At 39.4% G+C, this 12,917-nt stretch carries 10 protein-coding genes; all 10 read left to right on the forward strand.

Features of this window, described 5'->3' with window-relative positions:
• Nucleotides 1–69 precede the first annotated feature (69 nt).
• On the forward strand, nt 70–342 hold the full coding sequence (locus BFP71_RS19200; RefSeq protein WP_141719631.1) for a helix-turn-helix transcriptional regulator: 273 nt from the start codon (nt 70–72) through the stop codon (nt 340–342).
• 104 nt (nt 343–446) lie between these two features.
• Nucleotides 447–2,480, forward strand: coding sequence for a tetratricopeptide repeat protein (locus BFP71_RS00005; RefSeq protein WP_069833410.1), 2,034 nt, complete (start codon nt 447–449; stop codon nt 2,478–2,480).
• Nucleotides 2,481–2,630: 150 nt separating this feature from the next.
• Nucleotides 2,631–4,220: a choice-of-anchor D domain-containing protein gene (locus tag BFP71_RS00010; protein WP_069833411.1), complete on the forward strand. Its 1,590-nt coding sequence runs from the start codon at nt 2,631–2,633 to the stop codon at nt 4,218–4,220.
• A 4-nt stretch (nt 4,221–4,224) separates the two neighbouring features.
• Complete coding sequence (locus tag BFP71_RS00015; RefSeq protein WP_141719632.1) at nt 4,225–4,506, forward strand: helix-turn-helix transcriptional regulator; 282 nt, start codon at nt 4,225–4,227, stop codon at nt 4,504–4,506.
• 194 nt (nt 4,507–4,700) lie between these two features.
• Entirely contained in the window at nt 4,701–6,851 is a 2,151-nt protein-coding gene (locus BFP71_RS00020; protein ID WP_069833413.1) for a tetratricopeptide repeat-containing sensor histidine kinase, read from the forward strand.
• A complete protein-coding gene (locus BFP71_RS00025; protein WP_069833414.1) occupies nt 6,848–7,603 on the forward strand; it encodes a LytR/AlgR family response regulator transcription factor in 756 nt (251 codons plus the stop codon). The genes BFP71_RS00020 and BFP71_RS00025 overlap by 4 nt, the downstream gene beginning before the upstream one ends.
• 216 nt (nt 7,604–7,819) lie before the next feature.
• Complete coding sequence (locus tag BFP71_RS00030; protein WP_141719633.1) at nt 7,820–9,331, forward strand: dockerin type I domain-containing protein; 1,512 nt, start codon at nt 7,820–7,822, stop codon at nt 9,329–9,331.
• A 4-nt stretch (nt 9,332–9,335) separates the two neighbouring features.
• Entirely contained in the window at nt 9,336–9,605 is a 270-nt protein-coding gene (locus BFP71_RS19205) for a helix-turn-helix transcriptional regulator (protein ID WP_141719634.1), read from the forward strand.
• A gap of 405 nt (nt 9,606–10,010) precedes the next feature.
• Nucleotides 10,011–12,032 carry a tetratricopeptide repeat protein gene (locus BFP71_RS00035; protein ID WP_176723283.1) on the forward strand — a complete coding sequence of 674 codons (2,022 nt, stop codon included), beginning with the start codon at nt 10,011–10,013 and terminating at the stop codon, nt 12,030–12,032.
• Nucleotides 12,033–12,117: 85 nt separating this feature from the next.
• On the forward strand, nt 12,118–12,917 hold an 800-nt coding region (locus BFP71_RS00040), incomplete at its 3' end, for a hypothetical protein (RefSeq protein ID WP_141719635.1).

Consider the following 12,917-nt stretch of genomic DNA (forward strand, 5'->3'; position numbering starts at 1 on the left):
CGGTAGACCGCAACGATTTTCAACAAAAGAACACCGGCAAAACCAGACAAGTACCAACCACCTAGGGCTATGACGGTAATAGAAAGACAACTGGTTGAGCATTTGATCTCAGAGTTACAAGGTTCCACATCAAGCTGGCAAAACCAGATAAAACAAAGATATCCTAACCTGACGGCCTACGACCTCCGGCTATGCACCTACCTGAAGGCCAACCTATCGACCAAGGAAATAGCTACGCTACTCAACATTACCCCCGATAGTGTGAAGAAAGCTAAGCATCGATTAAGGAAAAAGATGAATATTCAACCGTGGCAGAGTTTTGATGAAGCTTTCAATACTTAAGCAAAACTCATAAGTTTTTACTTACAAGAATTGATTTTTCGCAAGTCCCGAAAAGTCCCCAAAAAGTCCCTTATCTTAGAAATTTATTCGAGTAATTCGGGGACATGAAACTAAGACTACTTATTACTCTTTTGATACTAGCTTTTGCCTTTAATCTAGTGGCTCAACAAACAGATATTGGTAATCTAGAGGACAAGTACGACCAGACTGAAGATCTCGACATTAAAATTAAGTTAATGAAAGAGCTAATCCAGCTTTATCGAAATTCAGGAAGTTTCCAGGGGACTTATTTGTTTAATGACTTTACGAATAAACATTTACAGGAACTGAATCCAACTCAGAAAGCAAAAACTGCTCTTATTGAGGCCGGATTTAGATATGGGAGAAACGAGTATGCGACAACATTAGATCGTACTTATTATGCAAGGCGACTGCTTTCCCAAGATTCTGCCAAATACGTGCATGAACTCTTTGAAATATACAACCTTTCAGGTTTGGCCAAGTCTGAATTGGGAGAATATGATAGTGCCGATTATTATCAAAACAAATCTTTGATTTTAGCAAATAAACTAGATAGTGATGAGTATAGAAAGCTGACATATGTTGGTTTAGGGACTAATTATTGGTATAAATCAGATTACCGAGCGGCAAATGAAGCCTACTTTAATGCATTAGACTACTCTAAGTTGGTTGGTGATTCAATCGCGATAGCTTACATAAATCAGTATATCGGAATTATGTATGAAAAACTAGGCGAGTACTCAAAGGCCATGGCAAATTATCAAGTGACCCTAAAAGTTTATGAATCCAAGAAACTCAAAAATAGACTCCCTAACATTTATACCAACATTGGTGTACTTTACCAAAAAGTAGGGGACTACGAAGCGTCACTTGAAAATAATAATAGAGCCTTCGAAATTTTTAAGCAGTGGGGAGATTCTCTAAGAATGGCGACCTCATTACTTAATATAGGAGCTGTGAATATAGACAAGGGAGACTATGGAAAAGCGCTAAAGGCGCTTTTGCAGGCATATGAATTTCAGAAAGATAGACAAGGCAATAATGGCCTTCAAATCACCCTTGCTAACATTGGTTTAGCCTATGAAAGACTTTTTAAACCAATTGAAGCAAAGAAGTATTATTTGGAGGGTCTTGAAGTGGCAAAAAAATTCGAGGATAAGCGTGAGATTATAAGAGGCTATCATCGAATGGCTGGTTTATTGAGAGAGGAAGGTAAATACGGTGAGGCTTTAGAATTTGGACTTCAGAGTCTTGAACTTTCAGAAGAACTAAACGTCAAAGAAGCGCTATCAACGACGAATTATATTTTATTTACGATTTACCGTGCCATGCAGCGTTTTCAATTGGCGCTTGAGCACTATGAGGTGCATGTTGAAATTGAAAAGGAATTATACAATGAGTCTAGTAAGAACGAGCTCAATAATTTAAGAGCTAAATATGAGTATAACCTTCAAAAAAAAGAGCTAGAGAATAACAAGAAAGAAATTGAAGATCTCGGGAAAGAAAATGCGCAGTTAGAGACAAGACAAGTAATCTTACTGGTTGTGTTTCTTATACTACTCTTCCTTATCACCTTATTAATTATTTATAATAGAAGTCGTGTCAAACGAGTAAGGTTAGAGAGGGATTTGTCTCAAGAGAGGGCCGAAAATACCGAGTTAGGTAAAAGGCATCTAACTCATGAAATTGAGATTAAAGAGATCAAGTTGAAAGCCTACACAGAGCAGTTAATTCAAAAGAATGAAATGATTGCTGAGTTTAAGGATAAGGTTGATGAATATAAAGAGCGCCTTTCTAGAGCAAATGAAAACGAACTTTCCGGTTCGGCCATTCGCGTTGAAGGAAGATCAGGTAGTAGCTTAAGTTGGGATGAATTCAGGCTTAGGTTTGATGAGGTACATACAGGATATACGCAAAGGTTAGTTTCTAAACATCCTGATTTAACGAGTAATGAGATAGACGTGAGCGTCTTATTGAAAGTTAACCTTTCCTATAAAGACATATCAAGTGTATTAGGGGTTAGCTATGAGGGAGTGAAAAAATCGATCCAAAGATTGTATAAGAAGTTGGACTTTGAAAATGTAGATTTACTTAGAGCATATCTGATTAAGATTTAGCTTGTCCCATCTTGTCCCCCAATTGGAACGACTTGTCCCGTGATTAATTCTAATCAATCTGGCTAGAATTAGACATTAGTGCACATGAAAAGCACTATTCTTATTCTTTGCCTTATACTCTTCACGTCGACCACGTATTCGACAGGTGCGATGATAGCGCGCACTGAAATTGAATTTCCGAGTCACTTAAAAAGAACCGCGAGTCAAACTCCGTATTCATGGAGTGACTTAGAATTGACGAAATGGCCTGAAGAAATTACGAAGGAATCAATAAGTTCAAATCGCTCCTTCGCGCCTAGAAATACTATGTCTACTACTACTTTAGAGTTTGCGAGTGGAATTTCTGGCAGTGGTTCGACTTCTATGACATCAACAGAATTGGCCGGTCTGACCATAACTTTTACGGCCGCAGGAGGTAACATAAGCGCGATTAACGCCGGAGGATTGGGAGGGTCAACAACTGAAGTGGCATTTGCTTCCGGTCCTACAACTTCGATGACGGTCAGTTTTTCAGTTCCGGTTGATATTACTAGTCTTTTACACTTAGATCCAACTGGTTTTCCGGAGACGCTGACATTTACGCCTACAGGTGGTAGTAATAGTTCTGTTAATAGTTCTCATGGTGCCGGATCTGGAAATACCGTAAACTTAAATTGGACGGGTGTCACTTCCTTCACGATCACCGGTGCAGCTAGTTCCGGACAGTATGCTATCGACAAATTGCAATTGGCAATTGCTTCAAGCTCTGCTCCGGAAATCAATGTAAAGCAAAGCACTACGGACATTGTCTCGGGTGGCAATCATGCCTTTGGTTCAGTTCAGATAGGTGCTTTTAAAGACGTGGTTTTCACTGTTGAAAATACTGGGGATGCAGATTTAGATATTACCTCTATCACTCCTTCAGGAACAGGCTACTCTATTCAGTCGGGAATTAGTGCAGATCCAATTTCAGCTGCTGGATCGGCTACTTTCACCGTTCGCTTCCAACCTACCGCTACAAGTCAGGGAACAGGCAGTGTGACCATCGGTAATGACGATGCTGATGAAGGAAGTTATGTCATCAACTTTACAGGAAGTGCAACCAATGCCACCTTAGATATTACTGTCTTCTTAGAAGGGCCTTTACAATCTAGTAATACAATGCTCACCACCATAAGTGGATCAGTTCCTAAGGATCCGAATGATGTGTATTCGGCAGTTTTAGAAGAAACAGCTGTCTCGAGTTTACCTACAAATGCTGTAGACTGGGTAGAAGTAGAGTTACGCACAGGTACAGCAGCATCAACTAAAGTAGGTACGAACAGAGCAGGGATACTGAAGAATGACGGAACCATAGTAGATAAAGATGGGAATGCTTTTACGATGAGTCAGGTAGATGGTAGTGGATACTATATAGTGATCCATCATAGAAATCATTTGTCTGTTATGTCTAATGTAGCAGTCACGACCACCACAGGTACATATAGCTTCAACTTTACCACAGCTCAAGGGAACAGTTTCAATAATGGATCGATAGCTGGAGGGACAAGTAGGTTTGCCATGATAGGAGGAGACGCAGATGGTAGTGGAACTGTGGATGGCACCGACCTAAGCACATGGCGCACCAACAACGGAGCAGTGTACAGCTATTCAGGCAATGGCAATGCCGACTTTAACCTAGATGGAGAGATCAATGCGGTCGACCGCAATGACTTCCAACAGAAGAATACTAGTAAGACCAGACAAGTACCAACCACCTAGGGCTATGACAGTAATAGAAAGACAACTGGTTGAGCATTTGATCACAGAGTTACAAGGTTCCACATCAAGCTGGCAAAACCAGATAAAACAAAGATATCCTCACCTGACAGCCTATGACTTGAGGCTATGTACCTACTTAAAGGCCAACCTATCGACCAAGGAAATAGCTACACTACTCAACATCACCCCCGACAGTGTGAAGAAGGCCAAGCATCGTTTGAGAAAGAAACTATCAATAGATCCAACAGTGAATTGGGGAAACGCTTTTACTGACAGAATAGGTTGAACCTGGAGATAGAAAGGGCACTGGTTAACTTCTAGAATGTACAAAACATTAAGACTTGGGCATTTCTCGTTAATTAAGTAGAGTATATCGTTAGTGATCCATTGGGTATCGATAATGAAAGAAGGTACTTAACGGATCAAAAATCACATAATAGGATAAGGGGACAGTTTTTTAAATTGTCTTAATTTGCTTCTATGATATCCACTCAAAAGTCAATCATTCTTTCACTTCTTTTTTTCACCTCAATAAACTTAATACTGGCCCAACAAGAAAGAATTGACAGTTTAAAGCAGTTACTCAAGTCTGAAAGTCGAGTGCAATATCAGTTTAAGTTGTCTTATGAAATAGCTTGGGATTACCTCTTTATTAATTCCGACTCTGCATTTTGGTATGCAAAACGGTCAAATGAACTTGCCAAAAGCTATGAAAATGTAAGTGATCTGGGAGCCTCATATACTGCTATTGGGCATTCGAATTATGTAAAAGGGAAATATAATGATGCACTAGTTTGGTATGACAGTGCCTATCAAGAAGGAAAGAGAACGAACCATATAGAAAATCAATTAGCAGCTATCAACAATAAGGGCATTATTTATAATGTAACAGGCCAAAATGCTAAAGCCTATACCAACTATATGCAAGGGATAAAAATTGCAGAGGAAAACAACGTGTTGAATATGGCAGGAAACATGAGTGGTAACCTTGGTTCTTATTTTCAAAACAATGGAAATTATGATTCCGCAATTCACTACCATCAAAAGGCCTATGATCTCTTCCGGCAAGTAGGTGATGCTCAAAATCAATCTTTGATGTTTGTCAACATTGGGTCAGACTATTATTACAAGGCTGATTGGCCAAAGGCATTTTTGTATAGCAAAAAAGGAATGGAAGAAGCAGAAGCTATTGGTTTTGAGCGAGTTATTAATCTGGCTTCAACAAATATTGCCTTGATTTATGAAAAAATCGATTCTCCCGAAAAAGCAATAGAATATTTGACTCCTGTTCTCCAAAGTTATGTGGAGGCAGGAATAAAAGAATCTGAAGCTCTGGCTGCTTTTAACTTGTCCACATTTTATGAAGTACTAGAAGACTTTGATCGAGCCCTTGAATATGCTGAACAATCACTTGAAATTTATGAAAATAATAACTCCAAACAGTTATCAGGAACCTACGTGGTCTTGGGAAGAATACATTATAAGAGAGGGAATAAACCATTAGCATATGAATTCTTCAATAAGGCTAAAGTTGATGCCAAGAAGAAAAACAATAATCAAAGCCTCACCCTTGCCAATATTTTTCTCGGGAAAGATCACATCGAGAATAAAAGGTACCGAAATGCCATTGACATTTTATCTGAAAACTTACGCTTGTCAGAGGAGATAGATCTACCAGCAACCTGGGGAGAAACCTATGAGTTGCTCGCTATGGCTTACAGAAAGACTGGAGAAGTAAGCAAGGCCTACGACCATTTGGAAAAATCTAATTTGTTTACGGCGCAAATTAAAGACGAGGAAAGAACTAATGCCTTAGCAAGAAGTGCTATAGCTTTCGAAACAGAAAAACAAGAACAGGAATTAGTGCAGCTCAAACAAGAAGCGGTAATTTCCCAATTGCAATTAAAAGAAAAGTCCTATTACAATATGATGCTGAGTATAGCGACAGCTGTAGTTGTATTACTGGCACTAGTAATATATTTGTTTGCAAAGCAAAAGAGAAGAACGCTTTTACACAACAATCAACTGATAAAGGAGAAATTATTAAGAGTACAGTTGAACCCACATTTTATATTTAATGCACTTAATGCTATTCAGCGCTATATCTACTCAACTGATACCCAAAGTGCGAACCAGTTTTTATCAAAGTTTGCTAGACTCATGCGTCAAACATTAGAAAGTTCAACGACTGACTTTATTCTACTTTCTGAAGAAATTGAAATGCTGGAGGACTACCTGAGTTTACAGAATTTGCGTAAACCTTTTAAGTATAAAATTACGTACGACGAGAGTCTAGACCCTGAAGCATTGGCTATTCCACCAATGTTTGCTCAGCCATTTGTAGAGAATGCCATTGAACACGGTATTGGCAAGAATTCAGAACAAGCAGAAATACTTATACATTTTGCATTGGACAATGACATTGTCAACCTGACCATTAAGGATAATGGTGAGGGTATAGACAATGTTTCCGAAGCAAAATTGAAAACACACAAGTCACGTGCAACTTTAATTACTCAAGAGAGAATTTCTGTTTTAGGAAATAACCTGAAAAAGAAAGTTGCTTTTGAGGTTCAGAGCCTAAATGAAGGTACTCAGGTTATATTTCATCTACCATTTCAACAACTATGAAGGTATTTATTGTCGAAGATGAACACTCATCGACGCTCTTTTTGAAAGAAGTAATTAGCGACAACTTCCATGACGTTTCAGTTGTTGGCGATGCTGATAATATCGAAGAGGCCGCCAAGCTCATTAGGAAGGTTCATCCAGATTTGCTCTTGTTAGACATAGAGTTCCCTCATGGTACAGCCTTTGACCTAATCAAAGAGTTAAGTGGTACTGGTTTTATTGTCATTTTTATCACGGCGCATCAAAAATATGCCTTACAGGCAATTAAGATGAGCGCTTTGGACTTTATTATGAAACCCATCGATCCTTATGAGTTGATTCAGGCAATCCAAAAAGCAAAAGAAGAAGTCTCTAGAAATAACGATTTTGAAAGGCTTCAAGCGTTACTTCATAATTTAAATGAAGAAAAAGGATTGCACAAGGTTGTATTAAAAGATAAGGGGGGCTTTCATATTTTTAATATTCATGAAATTGTGAGGTTAGAAGCACAGGGCAGCTACACAAAATTCATGATTAAAGGTGGTCAGACCATACTTATCTCTAAGAATATCAAGGAATATGATGCCATGTTGAATACACATGGGTTTTTCAGGTGCCATAAGTCTCATTTGGTAAACATTAACTTCATACAATCTTACTCTCGTTATGCCGGAGAGAAGTTGTTACTAACCGATCAAAGTGAAATTCCATTGGCCCAAAGAAAAAAGGATCTTTTGATGAAAACGCTGAAGACGCACGCGCATATAAAATAACGCTAGTCGTTATTCAACCAAACATAGGCACAGATCAAACTTGCTTAGACACGTCAGTATATACTCCTAGGTTAGGGTGGTATGATAAAGTCTTTGAAATATGCTGATCAACAAAAATCGTTAAAACGAAAGACGTCTAAACTTTTTTTGTATTACCTCTTACCCTTTTTTCTGTCGTCTTCGCCGATTAATTTAACCACCGAAGGCCCAAGCAACATGACAATTAATTTTGATTCAGGCAGTTGGCCAGGAGTTGTGGTTTTTACTGGTTCAGGGTCCGTGGATATATCAACCTTTGACGGTAGTCATGGTCTAACATTTTCAGCTACCCTTGGCAGTGGATCGGATGCAGGAAGGTATAGAGTTGCTGGTGGATTATGGGAATTTGCCAGAACTTCAGGTTCTATTACCAGTGCGTCAATTGAGAGCAATGACGGATCTGAATTTGATTTGGAAAGTATATCCTTGCGATTAGGTGGTTCAGGCTCTTGTAGAATTGATGGTTTTCGGGATGGTAGCAGTTCGGCAGTTGCTACTACTACTGTTAGCACATCCACAACTTTAACTGCTTTTTCACTCACAGGCGTTTCTGGTTTTGATAATGTAGATAAAGTAACTGTTACTATTATTACGGGTGCCACTACAGTTATACGATGGGATAATCTTGTTTTTGGAACAGCCGCCGCCTCCGACACAGACCCCCCAACCTTCGACGTAGCCCCCTCAGCTAGTTCAGTCACCACTACAGGTTTTACAGCAGGGGCTAGCATCGATGAAGGAGGAGACATTTACTATGTAGTAGTAGCCGATGGCGCAACTGCCCCAACCCCAGCGAACGTGATTGCTGGCAAGGCCAATGGAGGAGGCTCTCCAATCGCCTCAGGCAGTGGCACTAACCTAACAGACCCTTTCACCCTTAGCTCAGCAGTAACAGGCCTTACGGCAGGTACAGCCTATGATGTATACTTTATCGCCAGAGATGATGAAAGCTCCCCAAATATACAAGCAACAGTCACTAAAGTAGATGTGACTACCCTAGCTCCAAGTTCACTACAAATAGCAGCCACAGTATTCCTAGAAGGGGCCTATAACGGTACCAACCTAAACACAGCCATCAATAGCAGCATACCAGCCCAACAACCCTACAATGGCGTAAATAGCCATAGCCAAACAACGAGTGTGAGTATACCAGCAAGTGCAGTAGACTGGGTATTGGTAGAACTAAGAGAAGCAGGTACAGCGGCTACGGCAACCAACGCAACCAGAAAAGGGTCAGCAGCAGGCTTTCTGATGAATGATGGGACGATCAAAGCGACAAATGGTACGAGCAACCTAACGATCAATCTGACAGGAAACACAGGGACCGACTACTATGTGGTGATCTATCATAGAAACCACCTACCAATCATGTCAGCCGCTGCGATAGATGGCTCAGGAGGTACACTGACGATAGACTTCACGAGCAACTCAGCGAACACCTACCAGACAACGACCGCCTTAGCAAGCCTAACCAACAACAAGTTTGGGATGCCATCAGGAGATGTGAATCAAGATGGCAGTATCAACAGCACAGACCTGAGCACATGGCGCACCAACAACGGAGCAGTTTACAGTTACTCAGGCAACGGTAATGCAGACTTCAACCTAGACGGAGAGATCAATGCGGTAGACCGCAATGAATTCCAACAGAAGAACACGAGCAAGACCAGACAAGTACCAACCACCTAGGGCTATGACGGTAATAGAAAGACAACTGGTTGAGCATTTGATCTCAGAGTTACAAGGTTCCACATCAAGCTGGCAAAACCAGATAAAACAAAGATATCCTCACCTGACAGCCTATGACTTGAGGCTATGTACCTACTTAAAGGCCAACCTATCGACCAAAGAAATAGCTACGCTACTCAACATCACCCCTGATAGTGTCAAAAAAGCCAAGCATCGGTTAAGAAAGAAGTTGACACTTCATCCCAAAACTAAGTTTATTACTGTTTTAGGGTAAAGATTTAAATCTGAGATTCATTCCAAATACTGTTTGCTAGCTTTGTTCGAGTGAATGAGGATTTGTTTTCACTGAATTTTTCGCTCTATGTTAATCTACTTTCAAGTCATTTACTTCTTTCTAGACGCGATTGGAGGCATAAATGAAGTCAGGCCTCGATGTATATTCATTTAGTAAAACAATTAGGTGGTATCCAGTTGTCTCTATTTATGAACCAGATGTCACTTTGTTTTTGCTTTTGAATAAACCTACCTCACCATCTTGGGGGACATGAAAATTAATTCTCTAAGTAATCCAATTCGATATGAATTTGGATTAATGGCCTTAAACTCGTCTTACTTGCTAGACTCCATAAGTCCCCATAAAGTCTCTTATATTAAGGTTTACTTAAAATCAATTCAACATATGAAATATGGAGTATTCGCTTTTTTAGTCGGCCTTACATATGCCTCCGAATTATCGGCTCAAGAAAATGACACAGATTTTATAGAGTCAGAGTATCGTATGGCTAAAGGTGATAGGAAGATTGAAAAACTTGAAAGTCTATTAACGATTTATTCAAATATATCTTTCGATAAAGCCGATTCACTTTATGCAGCATATTCAAATCAGAATTTGATAGAGTTGAATGAGTTTCAAAAAGCCAAAGTCAGCCTATTAGAGGCTAAACTCAAATATAACAGAAGAGCTTATTCATCGGCTAGAGAACTCGTCCATTCTTCTGAAACTGTTCTTATTCGAGATTCTAAAAAATTCATGAATGAATTGTTTAAAGTATATGAGCTTCACGGATTAATCAAAACTAGGACGGGTAAATATGATAGTGCAGATTACTATCTCTACAAGGCCCTTCAGATTGCTGATAACTTAGATAATGATGAATATAGGCGGGATATTAACAATGGTTTGGGGATAAATTATTGGTTCAAGTCAGACTTTAGAAAGGCTAATGAGGCCTACTTTGAATCATTGAGATATTCGGAAAGCTTAGCCGATACAATTGCCGTGGCTTACACCAATCGTAACATTGGTCTGGTCTATGACAGGCTTGGGGAGTATTCAACAGCTTTACAACATTATCAAATAACCCTCGAGATTTACGAATCGAGAAACCTCACGAATAGGCTTCATAGAATTTACAATAGCATGGGAGTTCTATACAGAAATATTGGAGATTTTGAGGCCGCGTTAGAGAATTATTACAAATCTTATGAGATAAGAGAAGAGCTAAAAGATTCAATTCAAATGTCGAGAGTGTTGCAAAATATAGGAGGTACCTACTTGGCAAAAGGCGATCATGGCCTAGCCTTGGAGGTTCTACTTCAAGCTTATGAGATTCAGAAGGATAAAGAGGGGAATAACGGGTTTCAGGTTACTCTCGCGAACCTAGGCCTAGCCTATGAACGACTTTTTAAACCGATAGAGGCTAAAAGGTTTTACTTGGAAGGTCTCAAAGAGGCTGAGAGACTTGGCGATAAACGCGAGATTGTGAGAGGGTATCATAGAATGGCACATATTCTATTAACCCAAGCAAAAACTGATCAAGCTTTAGAATATGGATTGAAGGCACTTAGTCTTGCCAAAGAATTGAATGTCAGAGAAGCACTTTCTATTGCTAATCATAATCTGTCTAGAATTTATAGAGCAAAGCAAAACTATGAGTTAGCGCTTGAACACTTTGAAGCCCATTCTGAAATCCAAAATGAGTTATTCAATGAGTCGAGTCAGGTAGAACTAAACGAGCTTAGGGCAAAATATGAATATGATATTCAAAAAAGAGAGTTAGCCGATAATGAACAAGAGATTAAAAACTTGGGTAATCAAAATGCGCTATTAGAAACCAGGCAGGTAATCCTATTAGTCGTATTTATAATCTTGTTCTTCTCAATAATCTTGTTTCTATTTTTTAATAGGAATAGAGTGAAAAGGGTAAAACTTGAAAGAGATTTATCAAAAGAGAGAGCTGAGAATACGGAGAAACACTTGGCCCATGAAATCGAGATCAAAGAAATAAAGTTCAAAGCTTATACAGAGCAATTGATTCAGAATAAAGAAATGATCGCTGGGTTTGAAGAAAAAGTCAAGAAGTACGAAGAACGACTGAACAAGGTTAATGAAACTGAACTTTCTGGTTCTGCTCTACTTGTCGTGGGCAGATCGGGGCGTAGTTTAAGCTGGGATGAGTTCAGACTAAGATTTGACGAAGTACACCAAGGTTACACACAGAGATTGGTAGCAAGGCATCCAGATTTGACAAGCAACGAACTAGACGTAAGTATTTTGTTAAAGATTAATCTTTCCTACAAAGATATTTCAAGTGTTTTGGGGGTTAGTTACCAGGGCGTTAAAAAATCTATACCGAGATTATATAAGAAATTGGGTTTTGAAAATGTAGATTTATTAAGGTCTTATTTGATGAATGTATAAGCTATCTCTACTTGTCCCCTTCACTGAACCACGTGTCTCCTAATTTATTCTCCTGAATTAGTCTATTAATGAAATATTAGTGCTTATGAAAAGCACTTCCTACATTCTCTGTTTTTTACTTTTTACTGTAAAGGCATTTTCTTCTTTTGCACATTACCATAATGTAGATTTTGGACCTCGCTTATTGGAGGGTGATTCCACTGGAACGTCATTTGAAATGACCGACTTCAGAACGGAACACATCGTTGAGCAGCCATTTGAAAATAAAATACCATTTAAGATTACACCCTATAGTCACATCGAAGGAAGTAGCGCTTCCGCGACCGTTGTAGATTTCAATTCTTCTGGTTTTGTTGAAGGAGCAAACCTTGGAGCGATTTACACTGAAGGTAATTTTCGTTTTACAACGAGTTCTACATGGATAGCAGATGCTGATTCAGGAACAGGAGGCAGTGCTGCGCTTTACATTACTTCCGGATCAGATCCAATCACGGTCACGGTAGAGACAGTGGACGGGACTGAATTGGATTTTCAGTCTTTTACACATATAGTTTTTTTTGGCACCATTACCGGTATAGAAGGCTTCAAAGATGGTTCTTCTGAAGGGACACAGACTACTGGTTTATCGGGAACAGTTACTCTATCTAATACTATTTTTGATAGTGTTGATAAGATGGTAATAACCCTAAATGCTTCAGGTTTCCCAATAGAAGGTTTCGACGATTTTACTTTTGGAACAGCAGTCGCCTCCGACACAGATCCCCCAACCTTCGACGTAGCTCCCTCAGCTAGTTCAGTCACCACTACAGGTTTTACAGCAGGGGCTAGCATTGATGAAGGAGGAGACATCTACTATGTAGTAGTAGCCGATGGCGCTTCCGCCCC

This window comes from Roseivirga misakiensis (genome assembly GCF_001747105.1).
Lineage (GTDB): Bacteria > Bacteroidota > Bacteroidia > Cytophagales > Cyclobacteriaceae > Roseivirga > Roseivirga misakiensis.